11 protein-coding genes and 1 pseudogene are annotated in these 14,303 nt (G+C 65.3%); 5 read left to right on the top strand and 7 right to left on the bottom strand.

What is annotated here, in order from left to right; translation table 11 throughout:
* Position 1: 1 nt before the first annotated feature.
* The 4 genes from mmsA to NFX52_RS19665 form a co-directional block, all read right to left on the bottom strand.
* Entirely contained in the window at positions 2–1,519 is a 1,518-nt protein-coding gene (gene mmsA / locus NFX52_RS19650; protein ID WP_055396892.1) for a multiple monosaccharide ABC transporter ATP-binding protein, read from the bottom strand.
* 110 nt (positions 1,520–1,629) lie between these two features.
* Complete coding sequence (gene chvE / locus NFX52_RS19655; RefSeq protein WP_055396890.1) at positions 1,630–2,700, bottom strand: multiple monosaccharide ABC transporter substrate-binding protein; 1,071 nt, start codon at positions 2,698–2,700, stop codon at positions 1,630–1,632.
* Positions 2,701–2,866: 166 nt separating this feature from the next.
* Positions 2,867–3,832, bottom strand: a complete 966-nt coding sequence (locus NFX52_RS19660; RefSeq protein WP_055396929.1) for an ABC transporter substrate-binding protein — start codon at positions 3,830–3,832, stop codon at positions 2,867–2,869.
* A 78-nt stretch (positions 3,833–3,910) separates the two neighbouring features.
* Positions 3,911–5,362: an aldehyde dehydrogenase family protein gene (locus tag NFX52_RS19665; protein WP_055396888.1), complete on the bottom strand. Its 1,452-nt coding sequence runs from the start codon at positions 5,360–5,362 to the stop codon at positions 3,911–3,913.
* 132 nt (positions 5,363–5,494) lie between these two features.
* Between NFX52_RS19665 and NFX52_RS19670 the strand changes: the two genes are divergently transcribed.
* Positions 5,495–6,457: a LysR substrate-binding domain-containing protein gene (locus NFX52_RS19670; protein WP_055396886.1), complete on the top strand. Its 963-nt coding sequence runs from the start codon at positions 5,495–5,497 to the stop codon at positions 6,455–6,457.
* 991 nt (positions 6,458–7,448) lie between these two features.
* Here NFX52_RS19670 and NFX52_RS19675 read toward each other — a convergent pair.
* The gene (locus tag NFX52_RS19675; RefSeq protein ID WP_055401789.1) at positions 7,449–8,270 is read right to left on the bottom strand and encodes an SDR family NAD(P)-dependent oxidoreductase; all 822 of its coding nucleotides are present in this window, start codon (positions 8,268–8,270) and stop codon (positions 7,449–7,451) included.
* Positions 8,271–8,394: 124 nt separating this feature from the next.
* On the opposite strand from NFX52_RS19675, the gene NFX52_RS19680 reads away from it, so the two are divergent.
* Positions 8,395–9,348 (top strand): SMP-30/gluconolactonase/LRE family protein, encoded by a 954-nt coding sequence (locus NFX52_RS19680; RefSeq protein WP_082437625.1) that lies wholly within the window; start codon positions 8,395–8,397, stop codon positions 9,346–9,348.
* A gap of 75 nt (positions 9,349–9,423) precedes the next feature.
* Positions 9,424–10,359 (top strand): aldose 1-epimerase, encoded by a 936-nt coding sequence (locus tag NFX52_RS19685; RefSeq protein ID WP_055401785.1) that lies wholly within the window; start codon positions 9,424–9,426, stop codon positions 10,357–10,359.
* A 9-nt stretch (positions 10,360–10,368) separates the two neighbouring features.
* On the opposite strand, the gene NFX52_RS19690 is transcribed toward NFX52_RS19685, so the two are convergent.
* The gene (locus tag NFX52_RS19690; protein WP_055401783.1) at positions 10,369–10,764 is read right to left on the bottom strand and encodes a VOC family protein; all 396 of its coding nucleotides are present in this window, start codon (positions 10,762–10,764) and stop codon (positions 10,369–10,371) included.
* Between the two features lie 38 nt (positions 10,765–10,802).
* Positions 10,803–11,041 (bottom strand): annotated as a pseudogene (locus tag NFX52_RS19695) (DUF1801 domain-containing protein); the annotation flags it as partial.
* 474 nt (positions 11,042–11,515) lie between these two features.
* On the opposite strand from NFX52_RS19695, the gene NFX52_RS19700 reads away from it, so the two are divergent.
* Complete coding sequence (locus NFX52_RS19700; RefSeq protein WP_202907222.1) at positions 11,516–12,865, top strand: midcut-by-XrtH protein; 1,350 nt, start codon at positions 11,516–11,518, stop codon at positions 12,863–12,865.
* Positions 12,866–13,170: 305 nt separating this feature from the next.
* On the top strand, positions 13,171–14,303 hold a 1,133-nt coding region (locus tag NFX52_RS19705; RefSeq protein ID WP_055401779.1), incomplete at its 3' end, for a GGDEF domain-containing protein.

Raw genomic sequence — 14,303 nt, forward strand, 5'->3', positions numbered from 1 at the left:
ATCAACTGGCTTTCACAATCGCTCGCATGATCTTTTCTTGCGAGGCATCTGAAGTTGGCATCTCGGCCACAAAGCGGCCTTCGTTCATCACATAGATGCGGTCCGTGATGCCCAGCAGCTCAGGCATCTCGGAGGAGATCACGATCACGCATTTGCCCTCGGCCGCCAGCTGGGCGATGAGGGTGTAGATCTCGTACTTGGCGCCCACGTCGATGCCGCGCGTGGGCTCGTCGAGGATGAGCACTTCGGGGCTGGTGAACAGCCATTTGCTCAGCACCACTTTTTGCTGGTTGCCGCCCGACAGGTTCAGCGTCTTCTGGTCCACGCCCGAGCAGCGGATGCGCAGCTTCTCGCGGTAGTCCTGTGCCACGCGGTGTTCCTGGCCGCTGTCGATCACGCTGGCGAACGACACGCCCGGCAGGTTGGCCAGCGAGGTGTTGAACTGGATGTCTTCGTTCAGCACCAGGCCATTGCCCTTGCGGTCTTCGGTCACATAGGCCAGTCCGTGGCGCACGGCCTTTTCCACCGTGCTCACGTCGATGGGCTGGCCGTGCAGCCGCACTTCGCCGCTGATGCGCAGGCCCCACGAGCGGCCGAAGATGCTCATGGCCAGCTCGGTGCGGCCTGCGCCCATCAGGCCCGCAATGCCCACAATCTCGCCGCGCCGCACATTCAGGTCGATGCCCTTGAGGTGCTCGCGGTCGCTGCGCTGTGGGTGGTGGGCGCGCCAGTTGCGCACCTCGAAAACAATGTCACCAACTTGCGGCTGGCGCGGGGGGTAGCGGTCGCTCATCTCGCGGCCCACCATGGCCTGGATCACGCGGTCTTCGCTCACCGGGCCCTCGCGGCAGTCCAGCATCTGCACGGTGCTGCCGTCGCGCAGCACAGTGATCGCATCCGCCACGCGCGAGATTTCGTTGAGCTTGTGCGAGATCAGGATGCAGGTAATGCCCTGGGCTTTCAGCTCCAGCAGCAGGTCCAGCAGGGCCTGGCTGTCGTTTTCGTTGAGGCTGGCGGTGGGCTCGTCCAGGATCAGCAGGCGCACCTTGCGCGACAGCGCCTTGGCAATTTCCACCAGCTGCTGCTTGCCCACGCCCAGCTGGCCCACGGGGGTGTCGGGCGACTCGCGCAGGCCCACCTTGTGCAGCAGCGCCTGGGCGCGGCTGTGCGCAGCCATCCAGTCGATGACGCCGTGCCGCGCGGTTTCGTTGCCAAGGAAGATGTTCTCGGCAATCGACAGCAGCGGCACCAGCGCCAGCTCCTGGTGAATGATGATGATGCCCAGGTGCTCGCTGTCGCGGATGCCCGCAAACTCGCGCTCCTGCCCATCGAACAGGATCTGGCCGCTGTAGCTGCCGTGCGGGTACACACCCGACAGCACCTTCATCAGCGTGGATTTGCCCGCCCCGTTTTCGCCGACGATGGCATGAATCTCCCCGGCCCGCACCTGCAGGTTGACCTGGTTCAGCGCCACTACACCGGGGAAGGTTTTGCGGATGTTCCGCATTTCAAGAAGCATGGTCTCTCAGTCTGTTGGTGGGGCCTTGGGCCCCATCCCGGTTGCAGACCACCGGCCCTGCCCCGGTGGCATTCGCAGGCGGCAGGGCTACAGGCGGAAGCCGCTCAAGCTCACTTGATTTGCGACTCTTTGTAGTACCCGCTGCCGACCAAGATGGGGTTCCAGTTGGAGGCATCCACCGACACGGGCTTGAGCAGGTACGAGGGCACCACCTTCACGCCGTTGTTGTAGGTCTTGGTGTCGTTGATCTCGGGCTGCTTGCCCGAGAGCGTGGCGTCCACCATGTTGGCGGCTACTTTGGCCAGCTCTCGCGTGTCTTTGAACACGGTGGAAGACTGCTCGCCCTTGAGGATGGACTTGATGGAAGGCACCTCAGCGTCCTGCCCGCTGACCACGGGGCAGGGCTGCTGGGCGGTGCAGTAGCCCACGCCCTTGAGGGAAGACAGGATGCCGATGGAGATGCCGTCATAGGGCGAGAGCACCGCATGCACCTTGTCCTTGCCGTAGTAGGCCGACAGCAGGTTGTCCATGCGCGCCTGGGCCACCGAGCCATCCCAGCGCAGCGTGCCCACCTTGTTCATGCCGGTTTGCTTGCTGCGCACCACCAGCTTGCCGCTGTCGATGTAGGGCTGCAGCACGCTCATGGCGCCGTCGTAGAAGAAGAAGGCATTGTTGTCGTCCGGCGAGCCGCCGAACAGTTCGATGTTGAACGGGCCCTTGCCTTGCTTGAGGCCCAGCTTGTCCACGATGGAGGTGGCCTGCAGCACGCCGACCTGGAAGTTGTCGAACGTGGCGTAGTAGTCCACGTTCTTCGATCCCTTGATGAGGCGGTCGTACGCAATGACCTTTACGCCCTTGTCGGCCGCACTTTGCAGCACGCGCGACAGCGTGGTGCCGTCAATCGACGCGATCACCAGCACCTTGGCGCCCTTGGTGATCATGTTCTCGATCTGCGCCAACTGGTTGGGGATGTCGTCTTCGGCGTACTGCAGATCGGTCTTGTAGCCCCGATCCTTGAGCACCTTGACCATGTTGTCGCCATCGGCAATCCAGCGCGCCGAGGACTTGGTGGGCATCGAGATGCCGATGGTGCCCTTGTCCTGGGCTGATGCCACGGACGTGGCGCCAATGGCAGCCAGTGCCGCGGTGGCCAACACGGCCTTGAAAATTGCACGCTTCATTTGCTTGTGTCTCCTGGTGTGAATCTTTTTCTGATGGATGCCTTGGCATTCGCCCTGACCTCTGAAGCCGGCGCGGCCCAAGGCCGGTCTCACCGCGCAAGGGCCGCCCCGCCGCGCTGGTGGCGTCCCCCTCAGGGGGATGACGCCGCAGGCGGCTCAGGGGGAGTCAATATTTGCGGTTAGGAAACTCTTTGGCCGCCACTTCCATCGGGAAAATGCCTTCCTCGGTCACGATGCGCTTGGGCACAGCCTTGCCGGCCTTGATGTCCTTCACAGCGCTCATTAGCTGCGGGCCCAGCAGGGGGCTGCATTCCACGCTCACGTTGAGCTTGCCGGCGATCATGGCTTCAAAGGCGCCCTTCACCGCGTCGATGGAGATGATCACGATGTCCTTGGCGGGCTTCATGCCGGCCTCTTCGATGGCCTGGATGGCGCCAATCGCCATGTCGTCGTTGTGCGCGTACAGCACATTGATCTTCTTGCCCTCGGCCTTCAGGAAGGCTTCCATCACTTCCTTGCCCTTGGCGCGGGTGAAGTCGCCGGTCTGGCTGCGGATGATCTTGAACTTGGGGTCGGCCTTGATGACTTCTTCAAAGCCCTTCTTGCGGTCGATGGCGGGGGCAGAGCCCACGGTGCCTTGGAGCTCGACGATGTTGACCTCGCCCTTGGTGTCCTTCATCTTCTCCACCAGCCAGCGGCCGGCCTTTCGGCCTTCTTCCACAAAGTCCGAGCCCATGAAGGTCACGTACAGCGACGTGTCCTTGGTGTTCACCGCGCGGTCGGTCAGCACCACGGGGATCTTGGCGGCCTTGGCCTCGCGCAGCACGGGCTCCCAGCCCGACTCCACCACGGGCGAGAACGCAATCACGTCCACCTTCTGTGCGATGAACGAGCGGATGGCCTTGATCTGGTTCTCCTGCTTCTGCTGCGCGTCAGAGAACTTCAACTCGATGCCGGCCTCCTTGGCGGCCGACTTGATGGACTCGGTGTTGGCGGTGCGCCATTCGCTCTCGGCCCCCACCTGGCTGAAGCCCAGTACGAGGGGCTTTTGCGCCCAGGCGGCGCCGGGCAGCAAGGCGGCCACGGGCACGCTGGCCAAGGCGGCAGCAACGGTGCGGCGGTTCATTTTCATCATCTTGTCTCCTGTCTGTAATGGTTGGTTGACGATGGTTGCGGGATGGAAAGAAGGAACGAACGAAAAGGGCAGGGCTCAAGCCAGCATGTAGCCCGTCTTGACGGTGGTGTAGAACTCAGCGGCGTAGCGCCCCTGCTCACGGGCGCCGTAGCTCGATTCCTTGCGGCCGCCAAACGGCACATGGAAGTCCACACCCGCCGTGGGCAGGTTCACCATGGTCATGCCCACGGCGGCGTGGCGCTTGAAGTGCATGGCGCGTTTGAGCGACGTGGTGCAGATGCCCGCGCATAGGCCAAAGGGCGTGTCGTTGGCCAAGGCCAGCGCATGTTCATAGTCATCGGCCCGCAGCACGCAGGCCACGGGGCCAAAGATTTCCTCGCGCGCCACGCGGTGCTCCGGGCGGGCCAGGAAGAGGGCGGGGCTCATGTAATGGCCTGGGGTGGGGCGCTCCAGGCGCTCGCCACCCCAGACATGCTCCGCTCCCTCATTGCGCGCAATGTCGATGTAGTCCAGGTTCTGTGCCAGCTGGTTGTCGTCCACCACCGGGCCCATCTCGGTGCCGCGCTCCAGCGCGTGACCCACCTTCAGGCTGGCCAGCCGGTTGCGCAGGCGGGCCACAAAGGCGTCGTGCACCTCGGCCTCGACGATGAGACGGCTCGATGCGGTGCAGCGTTGACCGGTGGAGAAATACGAGCCCTGCAGCGCGCAGTCCACCGCCTGGTCCAGGTCGGCGTCGGCCAGCACGATGAGCGGGTTCTTGCCGCCCATCTCCAGCTGCACCTTGGCGCGCCGTGCTGAGGCCGCGCGCAGGATGCGGTCGCCCGTGGCGACGGACCCGGTAAAGCTCAGCGCGTTGACCAGCGGGTGGTCCACCAGCGTCTGGCCCACCTCGCGGCCACTGCCCATGACGAGGTTGAAGGCACCGGCGGGCAGGCCGCTGCGGCTGATGATTTCGGCCAGCGCCCAGCCACAGGCGGGCACCAGCTCGGCGGGCTTGAACACCACGGTGTTGCCGTAGGCCAGCGCCGGGGCGATCTTCCAGGCCGGGATGGCGAAGGGGAAGTTCCACGGCGCGATGATGCCCACCACGCCCACAGGTTCGCGGGTTACGTCCACCTGCACGCCCTGGCGTACAGAGGCCAGCAGCTCGCCCTGGATGCGCAGCGCCTCGCCCGCAAAAAACTTGAAGATCTGCCCGCTGCGCGCCACTTCGGCGATGCCTTCGGGCAGGGTCTTGCCTTCTTCGCGGGCCAGCAGTGCGCCCAGCTCGTCCTTGCGTGCCAGCAGCTCGCTGCCAATCATGTCCAGCACGTCGGCGCGGCGTTGGGGGGTGCTCTGGCTCCAGGTGGGCAGGGCGTCGGCCGCCGCGCGCACGGCCAGCTCGGTCTGGTTGCGGTCGGCGCGGGCGTATTCGGCCACCACCTCGCGGGTATCCGACGGATTGGTGCTGATGCCGGTGGTGGTGCCGATTTCCCACCGGCCGTTGATCAGGTGCCGGGGGCTGAGCTGGAGGTCGCCGAGCTTCATGGAGAGAGGCCTTTGTTGCAGTTGCGGCGAAGTCTATGGAAGGTTTCGATATCAATCCAATCGTTTTTTAGACAAAATACATATCGTTCTTTGCATTCTGGAAAACCCCTCCCTTTTCCCGTCCTCCTATCCATGAGCACCTACAACCACTGGTTCATCCGCGCCCGCCTCAAGACGCGCCAACTGCTGCTGCTGGTGGCCCTGGCCGAAGAAGGCAACATCCACCGCGCCGCCCAGGTGCTCAGCATGACCCAGCCGGCCGCGTCCAAGCTGCTCAAGGATCTGGAGGACGTGCTGGAGGTGTCGCTGTTTGACCGCCTGCCGCGCGGCATGCGCCCCACCTGGTATGGCGAAACGATGATCCGCCACGCGCGCATGGCCCTGGCCAACCTGAACCAGGCGCATGACGAGATCGGCGCGCTCAAGCGCGGGCACTATGGCCAGGTGGGCATCGGCGCCATCACCTCACCGGGCCTGAGCCTGCTGCCCGCCGCCGTGGCGCTGGTCAAGCAGGAGCACTCCAGCCTGCGCATTTCGCTCGATATTGAAACCAGCCCCGTGCTGCTGGAGCGGCTGGAGCAGGGCAAGCTCGACATCGTGGTGGGCCGCCTGTACGAGGAGCACGACAAGGAGAACCTGCGCTACGAGTCGTTGACAGAAGAACTGGTCTGCGCCATGACACGCCCGGGCCACCCGTTGTCGAGCATGACCGGGTTGACGCTGCGCGATGTGGTGTCGGCCAGCTGGATCGTGCCGCCTGCGGGCAGCGTGCTGCGCCACCGGTTTGACCTGATGTTCCAGCAGGACGGGCTGGCGCCGCCGCTGCACACGGTGGAGACATCGGCCCTGCTGTTCATCACGCGCATGCTGCAGCAGAGCGACATGATTGCGGTGGTGGCGGAGGATGTGGCGCGGTATTACGCGGCGCACGGGATCGTGACGGTGTTGCCGCTGGCGATGCCCTGCCATATGGATGCGTTCGGGATCATCACGCGGTCGGACCGGCTGTTGTCGCCGGCGGCGAAGGTGATGATGAAGGCGTTGAAGCAGACGAGTCTGGTGCAGTATGGGCGGAGGTTGGAGGTGGGGGATTGATTTTTTGGGTGAAATTGGCTGCTAGCGCTTGTTGAGTAAGCGCTGGTAGCTATTGTTTTTGTAGTTTTTGCCCTCCTGTTCGTTCGGGCTGAGCCTGCCGAAGCCTGGGCGCCATCCCACCCGCTTGTCGAAGCTGGGGCGTGCTGGTTTGTCGGGCATGCTTGTGTTGAGGGCGGAGGCCGGGTTGTCGCCCCGGCAGGCGACTTACTTTTCTTTGCTTCGCCAAAGAAAAGTAAGCAAAAGAAAGGCGACCCCCAGTCTGCGACCCCTGCGCTGCGCTACGGGGCAACCTGCGTCGGGGCGGTTGCGGGGTGCGCCGTGGAACTCGCTTTGCTGCTGCGCAGCGCCGCTCGGACAACCACGGCGAGTCAGTTCACGAAGCACGCGCGCTCCGACGCGCGTGCCACCCCGCAACCGCCCCGCCGCAGGCGCAGCCAGCAGGGGGGTGGACAGCCGAACAGCCACACGGGCCATTGCTTCGCTCGGCCCAGGCTGCGCAGCGCGTGGCGCTTGCGCCCGCGAGATGGGGCCGAGCGCAGCGATGGCCCGAATGGATGTCCGTCGGGTTCCCTTCTGGATGCGCCTGGGGCGCGCAGGGCGCGGGGTGGCTTGTGTGCCGAAGGACACACGCGCTTCGTGAACTGACTCACCGCAGTTGTTCGAGCGGAGCGCCGCAGGCGCGCAGCGAGTTCTGCGGTGCACCCCGCGCGCGAGCACCCCAGGTTGCCCCGCAGCGCAGCGAAGGGGTCGCAGACAGCCGGGTCGCCCTTTCTTTGGTGACTTTCTTTCGGCGACGCGAAAGAAAGTTACTCGCACGCCGGGCGACTCCCGGCCTCCGCCCTCAACCCAAGCATGCCGCACAAATCAGAGAACGAGCTTGCCCCAGCTTCGACAGACTCAGCCCGAACAGATGGTTCTCATCAGAACTGCAAAAACAATAGCTACCAGCGCTTGATGGATAGGCGCCAGAGCCCAAAAAGACCTCAAAAATTCAAACCCACCCCGCATCCACCTTGAACTCCTGCGCCGTACACATCGCCGCATCATCCGACGCCAAAAACAACACCATCCGCGCAATGTCATGCGGCCGCAGCTTGTCCGGCAGGCACTGGTTGCGCGCCAGTTCCTTCTCGCCCTCGGCGTCCAGCCACAGCTTGATCTGCCGCTCCGTCATCACCCACCCCGGCGACACCGTGTTGATGCGGATCCGGTCCTGCCCCAGCGTCTTGGCCAGCCCGCGCGTGAGGCCGTTCACCGACGACTTGGCAATGGCATAGCAAGGGTAGCCCGTGCCCTTGCCCTGCCAACCGGTGGAGCCCAGGTTGATCACCGAGCCCGCGCCCAGCCTGCGCATGCCCGGCACCACGGCCTGGATGGCGAAGAAGGCGGGGCGCTCGTTGATGGCCATGCGCTCGTCGTAGTACTCGGGCGTCACGGATTCGAGCGTGTGCCGGTCATCGCTGGCCACATTGTTCACCAGCACCGCAAAGTCGCTGCCCAGCTCGGCCGCCGCTTCGGCCACACAGGCCTGCAGGGCGTTCACGTCGCGCACATCACACACACGCCACCAGGGGCGGGGCAGGCCCGCGTCGGCAATGTGCTGGGCGAGGGCTTCGCTCGCGTTGCGGGCCACATCCACAAAGGCCACGCGGGCGCCTTGTTCGGCAAACGCCGCAACGATGGCAGCACCAATGCCGCTGCCGCCGCCCGTCACAAACACGGCGCGGCCTTGCAGGCTGGGGAATTTCGCCAGGCCCTGGGGGGCGCCGGTTGCATCGGTCGAGGAAGAGGAGGGGGTAAAAAGCTGTGTCATATCAATATTGCAATCAATCAATGGCAAAAAAATTCATTTCAAGCATCAATTGGCGTTGATAAGATGCCGCTCGTCAAGTGCCTGGCGGCAGGCCGATGCAAAAAAACGACCGGAGACAACCAACGTGCGCCCTTTGCTGGATACCCCCATCCCACCGTCCAGCGGCGCGTCCGCCTCTGCCCCAACGACAACCAGCGAACCACGCTGCGTGGTCGCACTGGGCAACGCCCTGGGCGAAGGCGTGATGTGGTCGGTGCGCGAGCAGGCCGTGTACTGGGTGGACATCCTGCAGCGCGAGCTGCACCGCTGGGACCCGGCCACGAGCGCCCACCAACGCTGGACGTTTGATGAAGAAATCTCGGCCATCGCCGAGCGCGCCAACGCCCCTGGCTTCATCGTCACGCTGCGCCGGGGCTTTGCACTGTTCGACCCCGCTGCTGACATCGCCCCGCGCTACCTGCACCAGCCCGAGCCAGAGCGCACAGGCAACCGATTCAACGACGGCAAGTGCGACGCCTGGGGCCGCTTCTGGGGTGGCAGCATGGACTTTGCGTGTGAGGCCCCCACAGGCGCGCTCTACACCTACACCGCCAGCGGCGACTGCGTGCGGCACGACGATGGTTTTGCCGTGACCAACGGCCCCACCTGGGCCGCCACCGCGCAAGGCCCAGCCATGTTTTTCAACGACACGGTGCAGGGCACCACCTACCGCTACCGCTGCGACCCAGCCACCGGCACCGTGAGCGACAAGACCTTGTGGAAGCGCTGGCCCGCGGCTGACGGCGTGCCCGACGGCATGACCACCGACGCGCAGGGCCGCCTGTGGATTGCGCACTGGGGCGGCGGCTGCATCACCTGCCATGACGCCGACACCGCCGATGAACTGGCCCGCATCCCGCTGCCCGTGAGCCAGGTCACCAACTGCGCCTTTGGCGGTGCGGACCTGCGCACGCTGTACATCACCTCGGCCCGCACCGGCCTCACGTCTGAACAGCTCGCGGCCGAGCCGCTGGCGGGTGCGCTGTTTGCCGTGGACATCAGCACGCCCGGCCTGCCCTCGCATCTGTTTGGCGGCTGACGCCAGCCCCAGGCGCAGCGCGGGGCCCGTGGCTCCGCCTCCTTTTTCCTCTATCCCGCAGAAAGCACACCGCCCATGACCGAGGCCTCTTCATCCCACCCCATCGTCTGGCTGCACCGCGCGGGGCAGCACCTGGGCTTGGTGCCGACGCTCGGCGGCAGCGTGGCGGCCTGGCAGATTGACGACCCGCAAGAGGCGGGCGCACGCATCGACCTGTGGCGGCCCTGGGACGGCGCCACACCCGACCTTTACCAGCTCGCGTCGTTTGCCATGGTGCCCTGGTCCAACCGCATCAGCGGCGGCGGGTTCGAGCACGCGGGCCAGTTCCACCCCATGCGCCCCAACCGGGGGGGCGAGCCGTATCCCATCCATGGCGACGGGTGGCTGCAGCCCTGGCAGATCACCCAGCCCGCCCCCGACACGCTGCAGATGCAGCTGCGCTCGCAGCACTTCGACGGCAACCCCTACGACTACGAATGTGTGCAGACCTTCCGCCTGGTGGACGGCGGCCTGGACCAGTCGGTGCAAGTGCGCCACCTGGGCGCGCAGCCGCTGCCCTACGGCCTGGGCCTGCACCCCTGGTTTCCGCGCACGCCCGGCACACGCATCACGGCGCCGGTGCAGGGCGTGTGGCTGTGCGGCGACGACCCGTTGCCCACGGAGCACACGCAGCAGTTTCCGCCCGGCTGGGACTTGAATGTGGGCGCCCCCGCGCACGGCGGCCTCATCGACAACGCCTACACCGGCTGGGGCGGCACGGCGCAGATCGACTGGCCCGAGCGGGGCCTGCGCTTGACCGCCCAGATGTCAGACTTTGACAAGGACGGCGGCGCGGCCCATCACTATTGCCTGGTGTACCGCCCGCCGCAAGGCCCGGCGTTCTGCTTTGAGCCCATCACCCAGCCCATCGACGCCTTTCACCAACCGGGCCAGCCCGGCCTGCGCACGCTGGCGCAGGGCGAGGTGCTGGTTATGAATGTGCAGTGGCGTTACCAACCGCTGCCCGGTTGAGGGTGGGCGTTACAGCGGCGCCGCGTGGCACGCCACGCACAGCTTGTTGCCGTCAGGGTCCCGAAAATACGCGCCGTAGTAATGGGCGTGGTACTCGGGCCGCAGGCCCGGGCGGCCCTCGCACACGGCGCCCAGGCTCAGCGCCAGGGCATGCGCAGCATCCACCTGGTCGCGCGTGGCGGCCGCAAAGGCCACCATGGTGCCGTTGCCGGGCTGTGGCACCTCGCCATTGAAGGGGCGCGCAATCACAAACAGCGGGCGCGGCCCGGGGGTGGATTCCCAACCTGCCCAGGGCCGGTCGGGCTCGCAAAAACGCTCCTTCACCCCCAGTACGCTCAGCACAGGCCGGTAAAACGCCAGCGCGCGCTCAAAGTCTGAAATGCCCAAAAACACGTGCGAGAGCATGATGGGTTGATCCTTCTGGTGGTCTGAATGCTGGTGGCCTAGGCGGCCGACCCTGTGTGCCCCGGGGCCCGGCCCTTGTGGGCCTTGCTACCGCTCAGGGCATTGAGCTCTACCGCCGCACGGATGAGTGCGCGGAACGCATCGGCAGGCAGTGTGTCGCCCTCGTGGATATCAATGGCACGGCGTGCGTTGCCGTCCAGGCTGGCATTGAACAGGCGCGCCGGGTCGGGCAGCGCAGCGCAGCGCCTTTCAGAAAGGTGAGCTTTACCGCCGTCTTTCGGAGCCTGTTGACGGCCCCGCAGGGGTCGCGCTGTGGCCTTTGCGGGATGGTATGCAAGGCGCGGTGCGCTGCCAATAGCTCGGCTATTGGCAAGCGCCGCAACGCCGCAGACCGCCCGGCAAGGCACTTGCCCGAAGGGTTGGAGTGAAATCGGGCGATTGGACGCCCCGGCTGCTTGCATGGGCACGAGCCCATGCGGCTCATCCGAAGCTTCCACTCATCCCGATTGCACTCCAATGCGATCCCCGAAAAGATCTTGAACAGGTTCTTAGAGGGTTCCAACAACTTCATGGGGTCATGATGATGCCAGTCTGGTGGGGCAGCGGCCCCTGCAAGAGCCTGGTTCAGGACGACCCGGGCCGTTGCTCTCGACGACCTCTCCGTGCCACCCGTTCGCCCGTCTCGCGGAGGTTGTGTTAATTTGCAACTATCCAACCATCACCCCAACCACCCCGCAGGGAGGATTCACTGATGAAGAACACCCAACCTGGAAGCGCTGGTCCGTTTGCACCGCTGGCCATGCTGATGCTGCTGTCAACGCTGCCCTTTGCCGCGTCGGCCCAAACGATCTCCAGCGGCGCCCCTGCCGTGGCCAATGTGCCGGTGGACAACCCCCTGGCGCTGGGCGCCTTGCTGGTGGCTGTTGCGCTGGCCGGGTGGTGGTCGCTGCGCCGCAGTCACAGCGTGCGGCGTGTGGCGTCGCTGCTGCTGGTGGCCGCAGTGGTGGGCCTGGCGGTACAAGGGTCGGGTTTGATGGCGCAGGTTGTCAGTGCCTTCACCCAACCTGCGGGCGAGACACTGCCCATTACCGTCAGCCCCATCACGGCGGGTGGTTTCACAGGCTTTCAGCCTGCGGACTTCAGCAACAACTCCGGCGTTGCGTTGCGAATTGCCGCCATCGACCCGCCCGATCTGGCCCAGTGTTTTGACACCAACCCGGCCAACACCTTGCTGCCCCCCGGGCCTCCCACGCCATCGCCCCATCCCGCCTGCGGCGTGGGGGCCATGCTGGCCAATGGTGCCACCTGCCGGGTGGATGTCGATGCCATCTGCCGCAGCCTCTACGTCTCGGGCGCCACGCTGACCGCCATCAGCCCCACCTCTGGCACTGCATCGGGTGGGGTCGGCGTCACGCTGACCGGCACCGGGCTCACCGGCGCCACCAGCGTCACGTTTGGCGGTGTGCCCGCCACTTCGGTCAACGTGGTCAATGCCACCACCATCACGGCGGTCACGCCAGCGCATGCAGCGGGTGCCGTCAATGTGGCGGTTTTCACCCCGGCCGGGGCCGCTCAGCTGGCCAGTGGCTATACCTACCTGGCCACCGCTGTGGGGCAAAGCAGTGGCGGCGGCGTGATTGCTGCGCTGGGCGGCGGACTGAACAACCTGATTGCGGCCACCGCAGACAACAGCACCGGGATCGGGTGGGGTGGCTTCGGCACGGCCGTGGGGCCGGGTGCGCAAAGCGACACCGACGGCGCCAGCAACACCGCGGCCGTCGGAGTGGCCCTGGGTGCGGGCGTTTATGCCGCGCAACTGTGCAGCACCTACCAGGTCGATTCGCAAGGCAATACGCCCTGCCAGGTGGGCAATACCTGCTACAACGACTGGTTCCTGCCCGCCCGCAACCAGCTCGCGGCGCTGTATACCAACAGGGTGGCGGTAGGCGGCTTCGCCAACGCCCTCTATTGGAGCTCCACCGAGGGCTCGGCCTCGCCCCTGACCGACGCATGGATCAATGATTTTTCCATCGGCAATCCGGTGACTATCCCCAAGACCCAAAACCTGCAGACGCGGTGCGTGCGTGCCTTCACGCCTTGAAGGTCGGGGCGCATGCCGTAAAACGCCGAAAATTTGATTGAAATATGCTCTGGCGCTTGATGGATAAGCGCCAGAAGCTATCAAATAGTGAGCAATCGATCTTGGGCATATGCAGAACACCGGCCGGGCCGCCACGGCCCGTGGTTTACCCGCTTGCTGCCCATTGCACCTGCCCACACCCTTAACGTCATCCGCAGCGGGGCGTAGGCTGCAAGTGGTGGTGCATGGCGCCCCTCATGCTCTGTCGCCTTGGCCTGTGCAGCCCATCCCCCAAACTGGAACGATTCCGGCAAACTGGCACCACCATGAACGTGATAGACCCGCGCACCGCCATCGTGTTGATCAGCGCCATGAGTGCACTGATGGCGCTGGTGCTGTGGGCTCTCAAGCGCAGCTACCCGCCCAGCATTCAGGGTCTGGGCCAATGGGCGCAGGCGCTGTTGATCATTGTGGTGGGCGGCATCCTGGCGGCCTCGCGTGGGCAACTGCCTGAAATCCTCACCACGGCCGTGCCCAATTTCTTGCTGTGCTGGGGCGTGTATGGCCTGTATGCGGGCACCCAGCGTTTTTACGGCGTGCGCCCAGCCACCTGGCGCTGGCTGGCGGTGACTGTCGCCGTCACGCTGGGCACCCTTTGGTTCGCCCTGGGCGACCCCAGTTACACAGCCCGCCTGCGGCTTGTGACGGCACTCTTGGCCGTGATGTTTGCCGTGCACGCCTGGTTCATCGTGCGGCAGGGCATGGGCAGCTTTTCGCGCTGGCTCACGGTGGGGGTGATCGTGTACATCGCCGTGATTCAGCTGGTGCGGCTTGCCACCACGTTCTTCCTGCCCATGGGCGACACCATCTTGAGCGGCACGCCGCAGCACGTGCTGTTCATCGCCAGTTTTTCCGTGTCCGTCCTGCTGTTTTCGGTGGGCGCCGTGCTGATGGCTGGCGACCGCCTGCGGGCCGAGCTGGAGCTGCTGGCCACCCGCGACTCGCTCACCAACACCCTGACACGGCGCTACATGGACGAAGCCTGCGCCATCGAGCTGGAGCGCAGCCACCGCACCGGCCAGCCCCTGGCCATGCTGATGCTGGACCTGGACCATTTCAAAACCATCAACGACACCCACGGCCACCAGGCCGGCGACCGCGTACTGGTGGAGTTTGCCGCCAAGGTACAGCGCTGCCTGCGCAGCAAGGACCTGCTGGGCCGCTTTGGCGGCGAAGAATTTGCCCTGCTACTGCCCAACACCCCCCTGGACGCTGCTCTGCAGGTGGCCGAGCGCATCCGCGCCGCCTGCGTGCCCCAGGGCAACGAGGTGGGCTGCACCGTCAGCATCGGCGTCACCCTGAGCCTGCCGCAGAACGACTCGATGGACAAGCTGCTGGCGCGGGCGGATGCGGCACTGTATGAAGCGAAGAACACGGGGCGGAATCGGGTGGTGGCGGG

Source organism: Acidovorax facilis (assembly GCF_023913775.1).
Taxonomy (GTDB): domain Bacteria; phylum Pseudomonadota; class Gammaproteobacteria; order Burkholderiales; family Burkholderiaceae_C; genus Acidovorax; species Acidovorax facilis.